Origin of the sequence: Pseudomonas farsensis (assembly GCF_014268805.2) — a bacterium.
Taxonomy (GTDB): Bacteria; Pseudomonadota; Gammaproteobacteria; order Pseudomonadales; family Pseudomonadaceae; genus Aquipseudomonas; species Aquipseudomonas farsensis.
Window position 1 is genome coordinate 545,210 of the sequence record NZ_JABWRF020000004.1, and the last position, 19,660, is coordinate 564,869.

18 protein-coding genes and 1 pseudogene are annotated in these 19,660 nt (G+C 63.0%); 10 read left to right on the forward strand and 9 right to left on the reverse strand.

Annotated elements, in window-relative coordinates; all coding sequences use genetic code 11:
- The first annotated feature begins 70 nt into the window (after nt 1-70).
- Both HU719_RS22110 and HU719_RS22115 read left to right on the forward strand, forming a co-directional pair.
- Nucleotides 71-1,078, forward strand: coding sequence for a bile acid:sodium symporter family protein (locus HU719_RS22110; protein ID WP_186521188.1), 1,008 nt, complete (start codon nt 71-73; stop codon nt 1,076-1,078).
- A 503-nt stretch (nt 1,079-1,581) separates the two neighbouring features.
- The gene (locus HU719_RS22115; protein WP_186537338.1) at nt 1,582-4,410 is read left to right on the forward strand and encodes an HD domain-containing phosphohydrolase; all 2,829 of its coding nucleotides are present in this window, start codon (nt 1,582-1,584) and stop codon (nt 4,408-4,410) included.
- A 14-nt stretch (nt 4,411-4,424) separates the two neighbouring features.
- Here the strand turns inward: HU719_RS22115 and HU719_RS22120 are convergent.
- Nucleotides 4,425-4,853: pseudogene (locus HU719_RS22120) on the reverse strand (multidrug/biocide efflux PACE transporter); the annotation flags it as partial.
- A 92-nt stretch (nt 4,854-4,945) separates the two neighbouring features.
- On the opposite strand from HU719_RS22120, the gene HU719_RS22125 reads away from it, so the two are divergent.
- Entirely contained in the window at nt 4,946-5,800 is an 855-nt protein-coding gene (locus tag HU719_RS22125) for a LysR family transcriptional regulator (protein WP_186537340.1), read from the forward strand.
- A gap of 190 nt (nt 5,801-5,990) precedes the next feature.
- Here HU719_RS22125 and HU719_RS22130 read toward each other — a convergent pair whose 3' ends face one another.
- Nucleotides 5,991-6,575, reverse strand: coding sequence for a TetR/AcrR family transcriptional regulator (locus HU719_RS22130; protein WP_186537341.1), 585 nt, complete (start codon nt 6,573-6,575; stop codon nt 5,991-5,993).
- Between the two features lie 134 nt (nt 6,576-6,709).
- Here HU719_RS22130 and HU719_RS22135 point away from each other — a divergent pair, with 134 nt between their 5' ends.
- Nucleotides 6,710-7,897 carry an MFS transporter gene (locus tag HU719_RS22135; protein WP_186537342.1) on the forward strand — a complete coding sequence of 396 codons (1,188 nt, stop codon included), beginning with the start codon at nt 6,710-6,712 and terminating at the stop codon, nt 7,895-7,897.
- Here the strand turns inward: HU719_RS22135 and HU719_RS22140 are convergent.
- The 3 genes from HU719_RS22140 to HU719_RS22150 form a co-directional block, all read right to left on the reverse strand.
- A complete protein-coding gene (locus HU719_RS22140) occupies nt 7,894-9,120 on the reverse strand; it encodes an MFS transporter (protein ID WP_186537343.1) in 1,227 nt (408 codons plus the stop codon). The two genes, HU719_RS22135 and HU719_RS22140, sit on opposite strands and share 4 nt — an antisense overlap.
- A 262-nt stretch (nt 9,121-9,382) precedes the next feature.
- On the reverse strand, nt 9,383-10,408 hold the full coding sequence (locus tag HU719_RS22145; protein ID WP_202883371.1) for an LLM class oxidoreductase: 1,026 nt from the start codon (nt 10,406-10,408) through the stop codon (nt 9,383-9,385).
- A 22-nt stretch (nt 10,409-10,430) separates the two neighbouring features.
- Nucleotides 10,431-11,066, reverse strand: coding sequence for a glutathione S-transferase family protein (locus tag HU719_RS22150; protein WP_186537345.1), 636 nt, complete (start codon nt 11,064-11,066; stop codon nt 10,431-10,433).
- Nucleotides 11,067-11,188: 122 nt separating this feature from the next.
- Between HU719_RS22150 and HU719_RS22155 the strand changes: the two genes are divergently transcribed.
- Together HU719_RS22155 and HU719_RS22160 are read left to right on the forward strand one after the other, a co-directional pair.
- A complete protein-coding gene (locus HU719_RS22155; protein WP_186537346.1) occupies nt 11,189-12,079 on the forward strand; it encodes a LysR substrate-binding domain-containing protein in 891 nt (296 codons plus the stop codon).
- Between the two features lie 78 nt (nt 12,080-12,157).
- On the forward strand, nt 12,158-12,700 hold the full coding sequence (locus HU719_RS22160) for an AAA family ATPase (protein ID WP_186537347.1): 543 nt from the start codon (nt 12,158-12,160) through the stop codon (nt 12,698-12,700).
- A gap of 10 nt (nt 12,701-12,710) precedes the next feature.
- Here HU719_RS22160 and HU719_RS22165 read toward each other — a convergent pair whose 3' ends face one another.
- Nucleotides 12,711-14,051: a DUF7256 domain-containing protein gene (locus HU719_RS22165; RefSeq protein WP_186537348.1), complete on the reverse strand. Its 1,341-nt coding sequence runs from the start codon at nt 14,049-14,051 to the stop codon at nt 12,711-12,713.
- 132 nt (nt 14,052-14,183) lie between these two features.
- Nucleotides 14,184-14,693 carry a ProQ/FinO family protein gene (locus HU719_RS22170; protein WP_186522955.1) on the reverse strand — a complete coding sequence of 170 codons (510 nt, stop codon included), beginning with the start codon at nt 14,691-14,693 and terminating at the stop codon, nt 14,184-14,186.
- Nucleotides 14,694-15,146: 453 nt separating this feature from the next.
- Between HU719_RS22170 and HU719_RS22175 the strand changes: the two genes are divergently transcribed.
- The gene (locus tag HU719_RS22175) at nt 15,147-15,602 is read left to right on the forward strand and encodes a methyltransferase family protein (RefSeq protein WP_186536567.1); all 456 of its coding nucleotides are present in this window, start codon (nt 15,147-15,149) and stop codon (nt 15,600-15,602) included.
- Here HU719_RS22175 and HU719_RS22180 read toward each other — a convergent pair.
- Nucleotides 15,599-16,495, reverse strand: coding sequence for a LysR family transcriptional regulator (locus tag HU719_RS22180; protein ID WP_186536568.1), 897 nt, complete (start codon nt 16,493-16,495; stop codon nt 15,599-15,601). The two genes, HU719_RS22175 and HU719_RS22180, sit on opposite strands and share 4 nt — an antisense overlap.
- 152 nt (nt 16,496-16,647) lie before the next feature.
- Between HU719_RS22180 and HU719_RS22185 the strand changes: the two genes are divergently transcribed.
- On the forward strand, nt 16,648-17,850 hold the full coding sequence (locus HU719_RS22185) for an MFS transporter (RefSeq protein WP_186536569.1): 1,203 nt from the start codon (nt 16,648-16,650) through the stop codon (nt 17,848-17,850).
- Nucleotides 17,851-17,872: 22 nt separating this feature from the next.
- Here the strand turns inward: HU719_RS22185 and HU719_RS22190 are convergent, their stop codons facing one another.
- On the reverse strand, nt 17,873-18,271 hold the full coding sequence (locus tag HU719_RS22190; RefSeq protein WP_202883368.1) for a lysozyme inhibitor LprI family protein: 399 nt from the start codon (nt 18,269-18,271) through the stop codon (nt 17,873-17,875).
- A gap of 169 nt (nt 18,272-18,440) precedes the next feature.
- On the opposite strand from HU719_RS22190, the gene HU719_RS22195 reads away from it, so the two are divergent.
- Together HU719_RS22195 and HU719_RS22200 are read left to right on the forward strand one after the other, a co-directional pair.
- Complete coding sequence (locus HU719_RS22195) at nt 18,441-18,989, forward strand: chalcone isomerase family protein (RefSeq protein WP_186536570.1); 549 nt, start codon at nt 18,441-18,443, stop codon at nt 18,987-18,989.
- A 2-nt stretch (nt 18,990-18,991) separates the two neighbouring features.
- Nucleotides 18,992-19,516, forward strand: a complete 525-nt coding sequence (locus HU719_RS22200; protein WP_186520702.1) for a DUF3833 domain-containing protein — start codon at nt 18,992-18,994, stop codon at nt 19,514-19,516.
- The last annotated feature ends 144 nt before the right edge of the window (nt 19,517-19,660 follow it).

The following is a 19,660-nucleotide window of genomic DNA, read 5'->3' on the forward strand; positions in this document are numbered from 1 at the left end:
TCGCGTTAGCCGGTTACCGCCAACAAGGCTAAGGTAGCCCGGCAACCAAAACAACACAGGATTCGTGCGTATGGCCCGTTCGCGTTTCATGCCGGACAACTTCACCCTCACCTTGATCGCAGTGGTCGCCATGGCCACGGTGCTACCGGCTCGCGGCCAGGTGGCGGTGGCGTTCGACTGGATCACCAACATTGCCATCGGCCTGCTGTTCTTCCTGCATGGCGCCAAGTTGTCGCGCGAGGCCATTTTTGCCGGCGCCGGGCACTGGCGCCTGCATTTGCTGGTGTTTGTCTGCACCTTCGTACTGTTCCCGCTGATTGGCCTTGCCTTGAAACCAGTACTGCTGCCGCTGGTGGGCGATGAGCTGTACCTGGGCTTCCTGTACCTGTGTGCCCTGCCAGCCACCGTGCAGTCGGCAATCGCCTTTACTTCGCTTGCACGCGGCAACGTGCCGGCTGCTATCTGCAGCGCGGCGGCGTCCAGCCTGATTGGTATCTTCATCACGCCTGCGCTGGTGGCGCTGCTGATGGGCGTCCATGGCGACAGCGGCTCGACCCTTGAGGCGATCCGCAAGATCAGCCTGCAATTGCTCGTCCCATTCGTGGCGGGTCAGATTGCCAGGCGCTGGATCGGCGAGTGGGTAGGGCGTAACAAGAGCTGGCTGAAATTCGTGGATCAGGGCTCGATTTTGCTGGTGGTCTACTCGGCCTTCGGCGCTGCGGTGATTGGCGGGCTGTGGCAGCAGGTGCCGCCGACCATGTTGGCGTGGATCGTGCTGGGCTGCTGTGTGGTGCTGGCGTTGTCGTTGGGTATCACGGCGCTGCTGGGCAAGTGGTTGGGCTTCAGCCTTGAAGACCGCATCACCATCTTGTTCTGCGGCTCGAAAAAGAGCCTGGCGACCGGCGTACCGATGGCTCAGGTGTTGTTTGCCGGCAGCACCATTGGTTTGTTGATCCTGCCGCTGATGATTTTCCACCAGATCCAGTTGATGGTCTGCGCGGCGCTGGCCCAGCGCTATGCACGCCGGCCGGAGGCGCCCGTTTCGCCAGAGCAGGCGTCAGTAGCTGCCGGGAAGTAACGTGGCGTTGGCACCGGCTTCATCGCAGGCTGGCGCCAGCTCCCACAGGCGTTGAGCCAGCCCTCCATATCGCACCTGACGCGGTCCCTGTGGGAGATTCTATGGTTTTGTACAACCCTGTTTTCGCCAGACACATCTCCTTGTGGCGAGCGGGCTTGTCCCGCGTTGGGCTGCGCAGCAGCCCTGAAAACCCAAAGGGCTGCTGAGCAGCCCAACGCGGGACAAGCCCGCTCGCCACAACTCTCTATCATTCCCCACAGGATTGGGTCCAACCACATGGCCTCTGTGGGAGCTGGCGAAGCCTGCGATGAGGGCGGCGCAGGGACCACGCTTTAACCCAGCAACGCTAAAGCTTTCACCCGCGCGGGGCCACTATGTGGCCAGCCGCGCTGCAGGTTCTCCCAGGCTGATTACACTGTTCAAACCGCCACACATGGAGTACCTGGGATGGGCTGCGTGTCGATGGACCTTTTAGCAGTCGATGCTGCCGTGAGCATCCGGCAATGAAACGTGGCATATCACTGCAACTGGTGGTGGCACTGGCCATTGTGCTGGGCATGCTGCTGCTCGGCAGCGTGCTGGCCTGGCAGGGCTATCGCGGGCTGCGCCAGACCTTGGTCACCGCAGCAGGCGATGGCGCCCAGCAGGTCGGCAAAACCATCGAGGAACGCGCCAGGCGCCTGCTCGAGCCGGCCCAGAGCAGCATTCGCCTGCTGGCGTTCAACCCGCCGGCCAGCGACCTGCAACAGCGCCTGCAACGCTTGCCGCAACTGGTCGAAACCCTTAATGCCAACCGCATGCTCAGCGCCGCCTACCTGGGTTACCCCAGTGGCGATTTCATGCTGGTGCGGCGTCTGCGCGACCCGCAACTGCTCGAACGTTTCGCAGCGCCTGCCGGCACCGTCTTTCTGGTGCAAAGCGTAAGTCATGGCGCCGACGGCTCGATACTGGGCGAGTGGCGCTTCTACGACCGTGCACTGAACCTGCTTGCCACTCTGCTCAAGCCCGACTACCGCTACGACCCACGCACCCGGCCCTGGTTCAGCCAGGCCAATGCGCAAGCCGGCACGGTGCTGACCCGACCCTATGTGTTCTTCACCACCGGTGAAATCGGCCTGACCATGGCCCAGCGTAGCGCCGATGGTGCCTCGGTGATCGGCATGGATGTCTCGGTCAACGACCTGGCCAGCGAAAGCCGTGACCTGCGCATCACCCCTGGCACTGAAATCGCGGTGGTGGACGGGCAGGGCAGTGTGGTGGCCTACCCGGAACTTGAGCGGGTGATCGTGCGTGACGGCCGCGCGGTGCGGCTGGCAAATATCAGTGCGCTGGGTATTCCCAGCCTTGCGCAGTTGTACGCCAACCCACCCCAAGGCTCCCGGCCACGGCCCTTTGAAGTGAACGGCCAGCACTGGTACGGCATGCGCGTGCCATTGAACCTGGCCGGGCAGGACCTGCAGGTGCTGATTGCGGTGCCTGCGCACGAACTGCTGGCCGAGGCGCGCAAGGTGCTGCTGGACCAGTTGCTGTGGATTGCGGCGCTGATCGCCGTGCTATTGATGCTCGGTGGCCTGCTTGGCCAGCGCATAGGCCGGCCGCTGCGGCAATTGGCCGACCAGGTGCGGGGCGTTGCCGGGTTCGATTTTGCGCGCCAGGTTGGGGTGGTATCGCGGGTCAGTGAGGTCGGGGAACTTAGCCAGGCGCTCGGGCGCATGTCTGCAACCATTGGCAGCTTCCAGGCCATCACCCTCACGCTGAGCCGCGAGAGCCATCTGGAACGCATGCTCGACGGCGTGCTCGGGCATTTGGTGACGGCTGCCGAGGTGAGTGCGGGCGCGGTTTATCTGCTCGATGACGATCACGCCCAGTTGCGCCTGGCCGCCGCCTGCCATGGCGATGGCTACCCCAGCGAACTTGCCGTTTGCCAAGGCGCGCAACACGATCTGCCGGCGTTGGTCAGCGAGGCGCTGGGGCTGCAAGGGCGCAGCCTTGCTGTGGTGCTCAACGACCGTGACCAGGCCTTGCTCGGCATCCTGATTCTGCAACTGGAAAACGGCGCGGCGGTGGGTGAGCCGTTCCGACGCTTTGTCGAAGAGCTGTCCGGTGCAGCCGCCGTGGCCATCGAAACCCGGCAACTGGCCGAAGCCCAGCAGCGCCTGCTGGACGCCCTGATCAAGCTGCTGGCCGATGCCATCGACGCCAAGAGCCCCTACACGGGTGGGCACTGCGAACGCGTGCCACAACTGGCGCAGATGCTGTTGGACCAGGCAGTGCAGGCCGACAGTGGCCCCTACGCAGGCTTTGCCATGACTGAGGCCGAGCGCTACGAATTCCATGTCGCCGCCTGGCTGCATGACTGCGGCAAGGTCACCAGCCCCGAGTATGTGGTGGACAAGGCCACCAAGCTCGAAACCCTCTACAACCGCATCCACGAAGTGCGCATGCGCTTCGAGGTGCTCGGCCGCGATGCGCAGATCGCCTACTGGCAGGGCGTGGCGGGCGGCGCCGATCAGGCCGCCTTGCAAACCACGTTGCAGCGCTGCCAAGCCCAATTGCAGGCCGACTTTGCCTTTGTCGCCAATGCCAATATTGGCGGCGAGTTCATGGAGCAGGCGGATATCGAGCGCCTGCAGCAGATCGGCCAGCGCTGCTGGCTGCGCCATTTCGATGATCGCCTGGGGCTTTCCCGTGACGAGCAGGCGCGCCTGGCCGAGCTGGCGGTGATGCCATTGCCTGCTACCGAGCTGCTATTGGCCGACCGCCCCGAACACCGCGTGCCGTGGGGCTCGCGCAAGCCGCCGGTTGCGGCGGACGACCCGCGCAATATATGGGGGTTCGACATGCGCCTGCCGGCTTATGCCAGCGATGCCGGCGAGCTGCACAACCTGTCGATTCGGCGCGGCACACTCACTGACGAAGAGCGGTTCAAGATCAACGAACACATCGTGCAAACCATCATCATGCTCAGCTCGCTGCCGTTCCCTCGCCAACTGCGGCGAGTGCCGTCAATTGCTGGCAACCACCACGAGAAGATGGACGGCAGCGGCTACCCCAGGCGCTTGGGTGAAGAGGCGTTGAGCATCCCTGAACGGGTAATGGCGATTGCCGATATCTTCGAGGCCCTGACCGCAGCTGATCGCCCGTACAAGGCACCAAAAACCTTGTCGGAGTCGGTGAAGATCATGGCCTTCATGGCCCGCGACCGGCACATCGACGGCGAGTTGCTGCGGCTGTTCCTCAGCAGTGGCGTCTATCGCCACTATGCCGAGCGGTTTCTGCACCCCGAGCAGATCGACGAGGTGGATGTGGCGTACTGGCTGGGGCAGTTTTGAGCCCCCTCAGGCCCTAGCCTGCGCCGTTGCAGCTGGTAGCGGGCCTTGTCGAAGCCCCAGTTGTAGAGCACCGTGTACGGCAGAATAAATACGAAGAAACCCGCTTCCAGCATGAATGCCTGCACCGCCGATATATCCAGCATCCACATCGCCAGCGGCAGGCACAGGGCGATGATGCCGCCCTCGAAACCCAGCCCATGCAGCAGCCTTGCGCGCCAGGTCCAGGTGTTTCGCTCGCTGTCGATAAAACGGTCGACAAGTGCGTTGTAGAGCATGTTCCAGGCCATTGCCACCAGCGAAATCACCAGCGCCAGGGCGCCAGTGGTTTGCATCGGCTTGTCGAATATCCAGGCCATGATTGGCGCCGACATCACCACGGCACCGATCTCGTAGCCGGTGGCGTGTACCAGCCGCTCAAACAACGACATTGCTTTGTGTTTCATGATTGCACCTGAGGCCATCCAAACGATGCTTCACATGGTCGTTGATTGAATCGATACTGAGCACATAGCAGCCATCGGTTTTATCAATACATATGCGGTACTCTCCCGAATCCCTCGTTGCCTTCACCCAAGCCGCCTGTCTGGGCTCGTTTTCAGCTGCGGCACGCAAGCTGAACAAGAGCCAGTCGACGATCAGTATCGCGATTGCCAACCTGGAGGCCGATATCGGCCTTCAGTTGTTCGACCGCGGCGGCCGCCACCCCGTGCTCAACGAGGCTGGGCGGCTGGTACTGGCGCGGGTCGATGAGATCCTCGCCGCCAGCGAGCGCCTGGATGCCCTGGCCATGCGCCTGACCGCGCAGGTCGAGCCGCTGTTGTCGGTGGTGATGACCGATATCTACAGTTTGGTGTTCTTCGGTGACGTGGCCGCGCGGTTTGCCGATAGATTCCCGGACACCGAGCTGCGCTGCGGGCCCTCGGAAGACGCTGATGTGATCGACCTGATCCAGACCGGCCAGGTGCACCTGGGCATCCTGGTGGCGCAAAAGAGCTACCCCGCTGATGTCGCGGCCGAGCGCCTGGCGGTGCAGGCGCAATTTGCCGTGTACGTGAGCGCCAGCCATCCGCTGGCCGCAACTGGGCAGGCCACACGCCGTGAGCTTGAGGCGCAGCGGCAGCTGTTCATTCGCACCTACGTCGGCGGCGCAGCGCCGTCCAGTAGCCAGGCCTGGTCGGCGCCGGATTACCTGACGTTGATGGAGTTCGCCGCCCGCGGTTTTGGCTGGGCGGTGCTGCCTCGTGAACTGGTGGCACGGTTTGGGCAGGGGCTGGTGGAGCTGAACGTGCGGGGTTATCCGCGTAGCGTCGATATTGACGTGGCCTGGTCGCGGCGCAGCCCGTTGGGGGTGGCGGGGCAATGGTTGGTGGGGGAGGTGATGGGGAGTTAAAACCAACCCGTTCGCATAAAGCCAGAAAACAGGTGTGGGAGATACCTTGGTGCCGCGCTGGCCTGTTCAGACCTCATCGCAGGCTATCGCCAGCTCTCATAGAACAAACGCTAACTAACTGATTTTAATGGAACCGTGGGAGCGGGCTTGCCCCGCGATGAGGCCTTAACAGACCTGCACAAAACGGGCTTCAATGCTCGCGCAACCCCCGCAGCAGCAACCCCAACGCAGCAATCGCCTGCTCAAGCCGCGCCGCCCCATGCTCGCCGTCGGCAATCCATACCGCAGCCTCGGACAAACTGCCATAAACCAGCGCCGCCAAGGCCTCTGGATCGGCCTGGGCAACCACGCCCTGGGCCATCAGTTGCTCAAGCAACCGCCGCAGCGACTCCACACACTGGCGCTGCGCCTCAGGCGTCACACCGCCCAGTACGGCCTTGGCATCCCGTAGAACCAACCGTTGGATATCCGTCTCCAGCGCCATCTCAAGATAGGCTCGGCAGCGCGTGACAAAGCCTTCCCAGGCGCTGGCAGCGGTGTCTGAAATAGCCTGCAAGCGTGCATCCATCTCGGCATCGATCTGCTCGACCACGGCGGCCAGCAGGCCCTTCTTGTCACCAAAGTGGTGATACAGCGCACCACGGGTCAGGCCGGCCTGGGCTGTCAGGTCGTCCATCGAGGTTTCTGCATACCCGCGTTCGCTGAACACCTTGCGGGCGGTGGCGAGCAAAGCGGCTCGGGTTTCTTGCATCTCTGCACGGGTGCGACGAGCCATTGGCTCACTCCTTGGACTGGCAACTTGGCGATTTACATACGGGGCGTATGAATATACGCTGGCATTCATACGCAGCGTATGTATTTTCCATCTCAGCGCAACGTCCTTGCAAGCTGGCAGTTCAGGAGATTCAGATGGCCACCCCTTATCGCGCGCTGTTTCGCGCACCCGGCAGCAAAGCCTTTTGCCTGGCTGGCCTGGTTGCCAGGCTGGCGTTGCCGATGACCGGCATCGGCATCATCACCATGCTGTCGCAGTTGCAGGGCAGCTATAGCCTGGCAGGCAGGGTGGCGGCCACATTCGTGCTCACCTACGCGCTGCTGTCGCCGCAGCTGTCGCGCCTGGTCGATCTATATGGCCAGCGCCGCGTGCTGCCAGTAGCCACGGCCATCAGCGCGCTTGGCTTGCTGCTGCTGGCGGCAGTTTCCTGGTGCAAGGGGCCTGCCTGGGGCCTGTTCATTGGCGCCGTGCTGGCTGGGTTCATGCCCAGCGTGTCAGCCATGGTGCGAGCGCGCTGGACGGTGCTCTATCGCGGCCAGCCGTGCCTGCAGACCGCCTATTCACTGGAGACGGTCCTGGATGAGCTGACCTTTATCGTCGGGCCGCCGCTGGCCGTCGGGCTGGCGGTGGCGGTGTTGGCGCAGGCGGCGGTGCTGGGTGCTGCCGTGTTGTTGCTAATCGGTGTTTGCGCCTTGCTGGTCCAGCGCAGCACCGAGCCTGCTGTCGAGCCTCGGCAAGCCGCCAGTGCGCGCCCAGCCTCGGTGATCGGCCTTGCCAACGTCAGGCTGCTGGCGCTGCTGATGGTTGCGATGGGGGTGATCGTCGGTACCGTAGACATCACCAGCGTAGCGTTCGCCGAGCAGCTTGGCCGCCCGGCTGCTGCCAGCCTGGTGCTGTCGGCTTACGCGGTGGGTTCTTGTGCCTCGGGCCTGCTGTTCGGGGCACTGGTGCTCAAGGCCCCTTTGCCCCAGCAATTGCTCTGGGGCAGCGTGGCCACTGCCTTGACCACCTTGCCGCTGATGCTGGTGGGCAGTATTCCAACGCTGGCCAGCGCAGTGCTGATCGCCGGGGTGTTCTTTGCACCGACCATGATCGTGGCGATGACCGTGATCGAGCGCTTGGTCCCTGAGCAGCAAGTCACCGAGGGCATGACCTGGCTGCTGGCGGGGCTGAATGTCGGCGTAGCGCTGGGTGCAGCGCTATCCGGTCAACTGGTCGATCATGCGGGTGTGCGGGCGGCCTTCAGCCTGACGCTGGGCGGCGGCGGCGCGGTGCTGCTGATGGCGCTGCTGGCGTGTCTGCGCCTGCGCAGGCTTGTTTAGCAGGGCTGGGCGGCAAGGCTGTTGGTGACCTTGCGGCCCAGTACCAGCACCGTGGCAAAGCCGCAGCCGACCAAGGCCGTGGCCAGGCTCAGCAGTACCGCGCTGCCCATCTGGTCGACGATCTGCCCGCCGAAGAACGAGCCCAGCGCGATAATCACCTGGAACAGCGCCACGAACAGCGGCATGCCGCGCTCGACATCCTTGGGCGCGACGATGAACATCCAGATGCTTGCGCAGGCCGGGAAAGCGCCAAAGGCAAAGCCCCACAAGGCGATCAGCATCGCCGCGCCGGTCATGCTGGTTGCGTAGTAGGGGAACAGCGCGGTGCTGATGCCGATCATCAGCGCCACCAGCATCAAGGTATGGCGCACGCTGCGGTTGGCGGCGAAGCCTGCGAAGATATTGCCGATCACCCCGGCAACGCCGTACAGCAGTAACAGCGAGCCGATGGTCGGCCCGTCAAAGCCTGCGCTCTGCTTGAAGAACGGCGCCACGTAGGTATACGCGGCAAAGTGCGCAAGGCCGATCAGCAACACTGCAATCAGCCCGACGCGAGCTTGCGGGTTGATGAACAGCGCGGGCAGGTCACTGACGCGGATGGCCTTGTCCGGGGTCAGCCGCGGCAACAGGAAGATCTGCGCCAGCAACACTGGGATGCCCACCAGGGCTGTGACCAGGAAGGTCATGCGCCAGCCCATCAGGCCACTCAGCCAGGTGCCGACCGGCACACCGAGCACGGTGGCCAGGGTCACGCCGACCATGATGATCGAGGTAGCCTGTGCCACCCCTACGCCGTTGGGCGCAAGGCGGCCGCTGAGGGCGATGGCAGTGGCCCAGAAACCGCCAATGCTGACGCCCAGCAATACCCGCCCGAGCAACAGCAGGTTGAAGTCGCTGGCATAGGCCACGGTCGCGTTGGCGATGATCATGATCAGCGTCAGGCCGATCAGCAGGTAGCGCCGGTCCATCGCACCGATGCCGACCGACAGCAGCGGGGCGGCGAGGGCGGCCATGATGCCGGGCAAGGTGACCATCAGCCCGGCATGCCCGGCACTGATGCCAAGGTCGCGGGCGACGTCGTTGAGTACGCCCACGGGCAGAAATTCGCTGGTAACGAGGGCGAAGGCGCCCACGGCGACCGAAAGAATCGCCAGCCACTGCTGGCTGACGCTCTGTTGATCATGTTGGGGACGGCCGTGTGTGGCCTGGCTGGCGCTTGGCATGGTACTGGGTTCCAAGGAGGGACTGTCGCCTGAAGCAGGCGCAAGAAGCGGGGGAGGAAAGTTGACGGCGATTATAGAGGCCGGTTTTGCCGGCCCGACAGGCGAGCCGTTCGATAGTAATCATCGATGGCATCGATAGAAATGTGCACCTAGAGCCCGATGGCTTGCCCGGTTTGGCCCTTGAGTCGTACGGCGGGGCTGGCTGCCATCAACGCAGGCCAACCCCCTCGGCACGCTGCCAACGCATGCCTTGCCGCGTCCTCTACCAGGCTTGCGCATGCGGCTCTGGCCCTGCCAGCGACGGAAACAGCGGTAACACCTCATCAGCGAGTTCTTGAATGATCTCCATCGGTGCACGTTGCGCCATCTGGATACCCAGCGCCGCGTGGTTGACGCCCGCCGAGCGCCACTCGTTCAGCAAGTCGATCAGGCCGTTTCGGCCAGTGCGTAATACGTAGCCGCCCTGCAGGGGGGTACGCGGGAAGTTCGGATTTTCATCCAGGTCGATCCATTCATTGGTGACATGGGGCCGGAAGCCTTCTGCGGGGATGTTGGCGCGCCACGCCTGGATTTTTTCGGCCAGGCGCCGGGGGCCGAGGCTGTTGTGGGTCGCATCGGGGTAGGTAATCCAGCCATCGGCCTGCTCGCCCAGCCACTGCAAGGACTGGCGAGACGAGCCGGTCACCAGTAGCGGTACGCCGCCGGCAACGGGCTTGGGCAACAGCTCGGCGCCCTCAAGTTGGCCCAGCGGCGAGCTGATCGGCGCCGGTCGCGCGGCCAGCAACTGGCGGAAGTAATCCACGCTTTGCGCAAAACGCTCGCCACGGCTGCCGTGGTCCAGGCCATAGGCTGGAAACTCGACAGGGCGATCACCCGAGGCAATGCCCAGCACCAGGCGCCCACCAGAAAGGCAGTCGAGCGTGGTAGCGGCTTTTGCCAGGTCTATCGGATGGCGCAGGGCGAAGATCGCGCTGCCGGTGGCGAGGCTGATCCGTTGGGTATGGGCGGCCAGGTACGCCAGGTAGGTAAAGGGGTCGAACACCTGGCCTGCATCCCCGAACGCAGGGTCGTACAGCGGCACATCACGCACCCAGGCCGCCGCGAAGCCCAACTGATCGATCTTGCCGACCAGTTCAGCCTGCCTGGCCAGCACGCCCATGTCACCGTCATAGAAGCGCAGCGGCATGAACAAGCCCAAGGTCAACTGACCTTGGCCGAACATGCGTCGATAGCCCGGATGCTGGGCGAAGGCATCGGCGTTGGCGCCTTTGGTATTGAAAGAGGTCATGTCCATTCCTTGGGGGTGGGGCTCAGGGGCCGGTGGCGGGGGCAGGCAGACGAATGCCGCGCTGCACCGCGGGGCGCTGTTCAACTTGCCTGAACCAGCGGGAGAGGTGGGCATGGCCACTGAAGTCAAAGCCCACCAACGCTGCGATATGCAACCAGGCGAAGCTTGCGATATCTGCAATGGAGTAGGTGTCGGCGGCCAGCCAGGAGCGGCCGGCAAGCCGCTGGTCGAGAATGCCGAAAGCGTGTTCGGTCAGGTTGCGGTAACGCTGTTGCGCCGAAGGGTCAGGCTGGGTTTCGAAGCAGTCGAAGTGCACGCGCTGGCCAAGCAGCGGGCCCATGCTGGCGCTGTGATACATCAGCCAGGTAATCGCCTCCCAACGAGCCTGCGGGGCTTGTTCAAGCAACTGGCCGCTGAGCTGCGCCAGGTACAACAGGATCGCCGCTGATTCGAAGAGCACGATATTGGCGCTCTGGTCCACCAGAACCGGTATCCGGCCCGCTGGGTTGAGCGCGAGAAAGTCTGCGTGGTGGTGGTCACCATGGTCGATGTTTACATGGACGAGGCGGTAGGGGAGTCCCATTTCCTCAAGTGCAATGGTGATCTTGAAGCCATTGGGGGAGCTGTCGGTATAAAGGACAAGTGTGGGGTCGTGCATCGGTCACCTCAAAAAAACTAAACCAGTGTTGTACAAGCTCCCGCTATGCTATTGGCCATATAAGGGCCTGACTAACGATCCTTTCAGGCGCTAGGTTTAGTTTTTCTAAGGTTGGTAGCGTTATGGGTGCAGTACTGCCATTGCTCGCACTGCGGGCCTTCTGTGAAACTGCTCGGCTGGGCAGCCTTAAAGCCGCCGCCGAGCGCATGGGCGTGACTGCCGGCGCCGTCAGCCAGCAGATACGCCTGTTGGAGGAGCGCCTGGGCGTGATCCTGTTGACCCGCAACCGCTATGGTGTGCAGCTCACCGAGGCCGGGGAGGTGCTGTACCCGGGCTTGTCGCGTGGTTTTGGGCAGATCGAAAGCGCGCTACTCGACCTTGATGCGCTGACGCGCGCCGCCGCCCTGACCATCACCACCCAACCCTCATTCGCCGCCAGTTGGCTGGTGCCCCGGCTGGCGGCGTTCAAAGCCCTGTACCCCGAGATCGAGGTGCAGGTGCAGGCAACGGCCGAGCTTGTCGACCTGCACCGCAGCCAGGTGGATATCGCGCTGCGTCATGGCCTGGGTGAGTACCCAGGCCTTGAGTCGACGAGGCTGCTGGCGCCGGTGCTGCTGCCGGTTATCAGCCCTCGCTTGCTCGCAGAAGGGCCGGCGCTGCAGGCCCCGCAGGGCTGCCTTGAGTACCCGTTGTTGCAAGATGCCGAGCGTGCCGACTGGACGCTGTGGTTGCAGGCCCATGGTGTTCAGCCCGACAGTCGAAGCCGTCGGGGGCCGAGCTTTGACGAAGATATGCTGTTGTTGCGTGCGGCGGCCGATGGCCAAGGCATCGCGCTGGTCCAGGCGCAACACGCTGAAGATGACCTGCGCAGCGGCAGGTTGGTGGTGGCTGTGGATCGCCCATGGCCGTCACGCTTTGCCTACTACCTGGTTGCGCGCAAGCAGAGCCTGCAGCGGTGGCCCGTTCAGGTGTTTGCCCAATGGCTTGGCACGCAGGTCGCAAGCGAGTCATAGCGTGCTGGTTGACGCAAGCAATCCCTCCCGTACAATCGCGCCCCCCAAAATCAGTACGCATGGCTAGAGGGAGCATCAATGCAACGGGTGATGATTGTGGGTCAGCCTGGCTCTGGAAAAAGCACCTTGGCACGCCAGTTGGGCGAGCGCACGGGCTTGCCGGTGGTGCATATCGACACCATTCATTGGCAACCGGGTTGGGTCGAGCGTAGCCCGGATGAAAAGACGCGGCTTTGCCATGAAGTCGAAGCCCGCGAGCGCTGGATTTTCGAAGGCGGGCATTCAACGACCTGGGATAACCGCCTGGCCCGGGCTGATACGTTGATATGGATCGACCGTTCGGCGCCGCTGCGGTTCTGGCGTGTCTTGCTCAGGACCGCGCTGAACCGTGGCCGTTCGCGGCCGGACTTGCCGAGCGATTGCCCGGATCGGCTGAGTAGGCTGCCGGAGTTCTACGGCTTCATGTGGCGTACCAGAACCTCGGCACGGGCAAAAATGAAGCAACTTGCGGAACAGGCGCCGCGGGGCTGCCGGGTAATCCACCTGCGCTCGAACCACGATGCCGAGGCGTTTCTGGCAAGCATTGGCGCGTCAGCAGACCCGGTTCGGCAACCTCGATAGCGGCCTCTTATCAGCCGCAGGCCCAATCCAGCTCCATCTTCAGCAGATCAAGTTGCGCGTTGCCGCTGCCAAAATTGAACCCGCCAAAATGCTCCTCGAACTCAAGGTAGAAGGGGCTGAACTGCGGGTAGCTTTGTATCGGGAACATGGTGCCGCCCAGGTGATTGCGGCCGTCGAACTGTGACAGGCCAAGCGCATTGCCTTGCTCGGTGAAGGCGGGTATGTAGCCGCTGTCCTTGCAGTCGTCTTCCCATTCACGCGGCGGCTTGCCGACATTCGGGTCACCTTCGCGCAGCTGTGCGCTGATGGCAAAGGCGCTGTCAATTCCTGCTGCCGGGCCATCACCGGGCAACCAGTCAAACGCAGGGGCGCCTGGGTTGCGCACCTTGTCGTAGCCCAAGTACTGGGCGTAGCTCTGTTGCAGCCAACCCGGCGGCGGGCCGAGCAAAGGGTTATCTGCCAGTGCCGGTGGCTGGCAGATATCGCCATTGAACTGCGCCTCGGTCAGCCATATGGCGGCGTACTGCGTGCCGAGGATATCGACCATGTCGAAGCGCATGGGGTGGCGGGCGCGGCGATGCTCCCAGAACGGCAGCAAGGCGGGGTCGCGTACAGGCTCGTCCGACAAGTCGCTGGCGAAGAACGCCTCGACTGCCGCGCTGCTGGACAGCTCTTCGAACTGGTCATCGACGAACATGCTCAGCGCCACGTATTCCTCGCCTTGAACGCGGTACTGCACGGGTATTTTCAGCGTAAAGGCGTGGCGCAGGGGGTAACCGTAGTGCTTGCTCAACGGCCATTGCTGCTGGCTGATGCCTGGCGGCAAGCCCAGGCTCCAGCCGCCCGGCCACTGTACGCCGCAAGCACTTTTGGGCTGTAGGCACTGCGATGCGCGTAGCAAGTCGTAAGCAGTGTTCAGGTGAGGGTCCGCCAGCAGCTTTTCCGGCTCTGGGTAGACGGCATCCGGTTGGCTGAGCTGCAGGGCGCCGATGTGCTGGTCGATTATTCGCACCAGCAGGTCAAAGCCTTCGCTCGTCTGGTCGGCGTATTCGGACCACTCGCCGAGTTCGGGGTGGTGGGGTAACGGGCGCAGGGTTGGGCGTGCCGCCATGGCAGCGGCCAGCGACATGCCGATGTGCAACCCTTCGATCATGACCGTTGGCGCAAGGTTTCTGTTGAAGCTGACTTTGCCGAGCTTGCCGGTGACATCGACCTGCGCGCTGAACCCCTGTCGGTGCGTGCCTGGTACACAGCCGTAGCCGTCCGGGGCTGCCCATTTCTTACCCATCGCAGTGGCGAGGGCCTCGACGGGCAGCAGAGGGCGTAGGGCGGCGATTCGGGCGACTTTCATGGGGCTGCATCCTTGAAATTCAGGCAGCGCTAGGCCTTATGGGTTCATCCATGGAGAGGTTGTGCAGGCGCCGCGATGGGGCCGGGCGGTGCGCCCAGCGCCATCGTTCGGGCTTTTAGCTGCGCGACTGTATTAGTCGCAAGCGGGTTGCGCAGCAGCATCGGCGGCCGGCGCGGCAACACTTGCCTTGGCTTTGGCGCGATTGCGGCGGTCTTGACTGCGCTGGCGCGAGGCCTGTTGCTTGGCGTGCAGCGCTTGTGCCGCAGTGACGCTGCCAACGGGTTGGCCGTTAAGGTCCAGACGCGGCGCGTCTTCTACCATGCTTGCCCAGTAACGGCTGCCGCGGCACCAGGTCGAGATGCCCAGTTTGAGCTGCTCGCGGGTGATGCCGAGCAGTTCGAGGTGTTGCTCGGCATCTTTGAAAATGCCTTCTTTGAGCGGTACCTTGGGCGCCGGGTTGACCGGGAACGCCAGGGGGAAATGCTTCTGCAAAGGCCAGATTGCAGCGACCGCCGGATCTTGCTCACGGGGCTTGGCCTGCGGCGCGGGTTTGCGCTTGGGAGGCTGCGGGCTAACGGCCTTTGCCTGGTCTTTTTCAGCCCGCAGGCGGTCACGTAGCTCAGCTAGTTGTTCAAAACCCATCGTTCAATTCACTGCTTCGAAGTTGTTTGCGTGGCGCAAGGATATGCCATACAGCGCTTCTGAGCAGCTTAAACAGGACGAATCGTTGTAGTTTTCGTGACACGCCGTGACTTGGGGGCGGTGAAAACGGCTTGTGGCCGGCGTGGGCCGGGCCTGGGCCAGCGCCCAAAAACTCACCAGGCCGCTCTCATAGAACAAACGCTAACTGACTGATTTACATCGAAACGTGGGAGCGGGCTTGCCCCGCGATAGCGATAGCACTGCCAACATCGCATCGCGGGGCAAGCCCGCTCCCACGTTGCGCAGTTCTCTGCGCGGCAGTGCAGCACGGAAGGGCTGGGTGATCTCACACGCCGAGTTTTGGGGGGGGCACCCTTCGCTTCAAACAGCTTGACCCTGAAGTGGCTACAGCCCTCACAGTTCCTCAACGTTCATCGCTAAAGGGAATTGACCATGGACAACCGCATCCCTCCGCCGCTGGTCGCTACCTTGTTCGGCCTGCTGATCTGGCTCGCTGCGAGCTCCCTGCCGGGTACCTTGGATCTGGCTGTAGAGTGGCGGACTGGCCTCTCGCTGGTGGTGTTATTCGCGGGCGCAGCAATTTGCCTGGCGGGGCTGATGTCGTTCCGTCGCGCACATACCACGGTCAACCCACTAAAGCCGAAAACCGCCTCGGCGCTGGTCCGCTCGGGCGTCTACCGATACACACGCAACCCCATGTACCTGGGCTTTGCGACAGCCCTGACGGCCTGGTCGATCTATCTCGCCTGGCCGCCAGGGTTGCTGGGGGTGCTGGGCTTCGTGGTCTACATGAACCGCTTTCAGATCGGGCCTGAAGAGCGAGCCCTGGGCGGCCTGTTCGGAGCGGATTTCACGCAGTACTGCAGCCAAGTCAGGCGTTGGCTCTAAAGGTGCCGTTGGGCGAAAACCGTTTCGACCATAAAGTCGATGAACACGCGCAGTTTCGGCGCCAGGTGTTTGCTCGATGGCCACAGTAAGCGGAAGGTCCCTTGATGCTCGGTGTAGTTCTCCAGCACAGGCACCAGCTCATCCCGGGCCATGGCGTGCTTGACCATGAAGTCCGGCAGGCACGCCACGCCAAGGCCTGCTATGGCAACCTCCAGCAGCGCTGACGATGTGTTGCACGTCATTGAGGCAGGTATCAGCACGTCGGGCTCGCCTGCGCGGCCGCGAAGCGGCCAGGGCTCAAGCTTGCCGGACGTGGGGAACTTGTGTTGCAGGCAACTGTGCTGCGCCAGGTCAGCGGGAACCTTGAGCGGGCCGCTGCTGGCAAGGTAGGCGGGCGATGCGACAAGTTGTAGCCGGAAACTGCCAAGCGAACGTGACATCAGCCGCGAATCGGTTTGCTCACCGGTACGCATCACCACATCGAAGCCTTCCTCGATGACATCAACCAGCCGGTCCGAGAAGTCCACGTCCAGGTCGATAGCGGGGTAGCGCTGCATGAACGCCGTCAGCGCCGGCATCACCAGCGTTTGCACCAATGGCAGGCTGACCCGCAGCCGACCTTTCGGCGCTTGCTGGGTTTCGGACAACTCCAGCTCCGCGGCCTCCACCTCGATCAGGATGCGCCGGCAGCGCTCCAGAAACAGCGCGCCCTCGGCGGTCAAGGTAATGCTGCGGGTACTGCGGTGAAACAGGCGTACGCCCAGGCGATCTTCAAGCCTGGATACGCTTTTACCCACCGCCGACGAAGACACCCCAAGCGCGCGCCCAGCTTCAGAAAAACTGCGGGTATCCGCCGCCTGGACAAAAAACTGCAAGCCGCCAAGTGATTCCATGACCCTGCCATTAAAGAATATTTGTCCGATATGTTGCGAACACTAGCATTATTGTCCTGCATCCAGAACGCTCACATCATCCATGCCTCCATTCACCCCGTGCCGGCTCGCGCCAATTGCGCGTCACGTCGGCACCTGAGAAGGCAAAGCGCATGGCCAGTACCCCTTCAACGTTTGCTCTCGAAACACCCCGTACACCGCTACCTTTGTCGTCATTGCTAGCCTTGGCGCTGGCCGGTTTCGTGACCATCCTGACCGAGGCACTGCCGGCCGGGCTGCTGCCTCAGATCAGTGCCAGCCTTGGGGTGTCCGAAGCCATGGCCGGGCAATTGGTGACGGTTTATGCGCTGGGCTCGCTGCTCGCGGCCATCCCGTTGACAACGGTTACCCAAGGCCTGCGCCGGCGGCCTTTGCTGCTGGCGGCTATCGCCGGGTTCATGGTCGCCAATACCGTTACCACACTGTCCAATAGCTTTGTATTGACCATGGCTGCGCGTTTCGTTGCGGGCGTATCGGCTGGCTTGCTGTGGGCGCTGCTCGCCGGCTATGCGGCGCGCATGGTGCCTGAGGCGCAAAAGGGCAAGGCAATCGCGATTGCTATGGTGGGCACGCCATTGGCGCTAGCCCTTGGCGTGCCGGCGGGTACATTTCTGGGCAACGCAATAGGTTGGCGGGCGTGCTTTGCAACCATGAGCCTGCTGGCGCTTGTGCTAATGCTCTGGGTGCGTATCAAGGTGCCGGACTTCGCCGGCCATGCTGCAAACAAGCGGATGCCGCTCAGGCAGGTATTCACCCTGGCGGGTGTGCGCCCGGTGTTGTTGGTGGTGCTGGCCTTCGTGCTTGCGCACAACATTCTGTACACCTACATCGCTCCATTCCTTGCCGCTGCCGGCATGGCCGAACACACAGGTTTGATGCTGCTGGTATTCGGCGTCACTTCCGTGTTGGGGATCTGGATCATTGGCACGTGGGTCGACCGTTACCTGCGTACCTTGACGCTCGGCAGCACGGTGTTGTTCGGCCTGGCGGCGGTATTGCTCGGCGAAGCGGCGCACATGCCGGTGATGGTGTATGTGGCGGTGGCGAGCTGGGGTTTGGCCTTTGGCGGGGCGGCAACCCTTTTTCAGACCGCTATGGCCAACGCGGCACGCCAGGCGGCAGATGTGGCGCAGTCAATGCTGGTCACTGCCTGGAACCTGGCGATTGCCGGTGGCGGCCTGATCGGCGGGGTGGGTGGGTTTGGCGTTACCGCGTTCCCCGCAGTACTGCTGGTTCTACTGGTCACGACACTGTTGGTTGCATGGGCGGCGAGCAAACATGGCTTTCCAGCAGCAGTAAAGGTGCCGGTGGCCTGAGCCGGCCTGCAGTAACGAGGTCTTATTGCCCCGGCACCTGCCCGTAGAACGCCTCCAGCTCCGCCACCCGCGCAATGTTCAGGTTCATCCGGCAGATGCTGAAGTACGGCGTACCAATGGACCGCGACTGGCTGTCACACCAAGCCTCGCGGTATTGCAGCCAGGCTTTCTGCGCGGCTTCGAAGCCGGCTGCATCTTCTTCGCCCAGTTTGCGCAGCGCCAGGTAGGTCTTCTGATACACCCGGTTCATGTCTTTTCTGACTGCATCCGACGCCTGCTCGGCGCAACCCATCACCACGCTGTTATTCAACTGCCCCATCTCTTCGCGGCATTGGCGTTCGATAGCGGCGTAGTCGCTGGCAAATGCTGACGAGGCAGTAGCGGCAAGCAGGGCGAGCAGGTAGAGGCGGGGCGGGCGCATACGGCTGGCTTTCCTTGGCGGTAGAAGGGCGCAGCATGCTAGCGACCTTTGCATCCGCTAGATAGAGCGCGGTCGGACACTGGATGCAGATAGTTTCCGACGGCTGCCCCGCAAAATCTGTACATGCAAATATACTTGTACAACATTCACGGTGTTTCGGTACTCAGCCATGGTCAAGCGCACCTCTCTCATCGCCGTGTTCAGCCTGATCATGCTGCTGGCTCACCTATCACCCGCCATGGCGCAGTGGCAGCCGGCGTTGCCAGGTGCGCGGCAGGTCGGGGCCGGCGAATTCACCTGGTTCGGCATGCGCCTGTACACCGCGCGCTTGTGGAGCGCCAATGCGGTGCAGGGCTGGAAGCAGCCGTTCGCGCTGGAGCTCATCTATCACCGAGCGCTTTCCCGCGACACGCTGGTGAAGGCCAGCCTTGAGGAAATGCGCCGCCTGGCCGAAACGCCGCTGCCGGCGGCTACCGAACAGCGCTGGGCGCAGGCGATGCGCGCCGCGTTCGTCGATGTGCAAGCGGGCATGCGGGTGACCGGGCTCTACCTGCCGGGCCAGGGCTGCCGCTTCTATGTCGACGGTGTGCTGCGCCACGAAGTGGCGGACGCCGCCTTTGCCCGTGCCTTTTTCGCGATCTGGCTCGACCCGCGAGCCCGTGATCCCCAACTGCGCCAGCGCTTGCTCGGGCTGGGTGCAGACAACTCAGGAGGTTGAACATGTACAAGGCTTTGCTGATTATCGGCTGCCTGTTGCTGGGCAGTTGCGGCAACGTGGGGGTGGAGCGCTACGCCGCCGAGCAGCCGACGCTGGACCTGGCGGCGTTCTTCTCGCAACCGGTGCAGGCGTGGGGCATGGTGCAGAAGCGCTCGGGCGAGGTGGTCAAGCGCTTCCATGTGCGCATCGACAGCCGCCGTGAAGGCGAGCGGTTGATCCTTGATGAGCAGTTTGTCTACAGCGACGGCACCCGCCAGCAGCGCACCTGGACGCTGACCCCGGACGGGCCCAAGCGCTGGCGCGGGACGGCCGGCGACGTGATCGGCGAGGCGCGTGGCGAGCTTGCCGGCAATGCGCTGCGCTGGGCATACCAGTTGGACCTGGTGGTGGATGGCCGGCATTGGGCGATAGACCTGGATGATTGGATGTACCTGGTCGATCAAGACACGCTTATCAACCGGTCGAGCATGCGCAAGCTGGGGGTGGAGGTAGGGCAGGTGACGTTGTTCATGCGGCGTATGCCGTAGCGTGTTCCTACAGGTACTTGGTAGCTCTTGATTTTGTGGGAGATCACCCATGCACTGCCGCGCTGAGTACTAGGCACCGTGGGAGATTCTATGGTTTTGGGCAAGTCGCTTTGGTTGTGTAGGAGCGGCCTCGTGCCGCGAAAG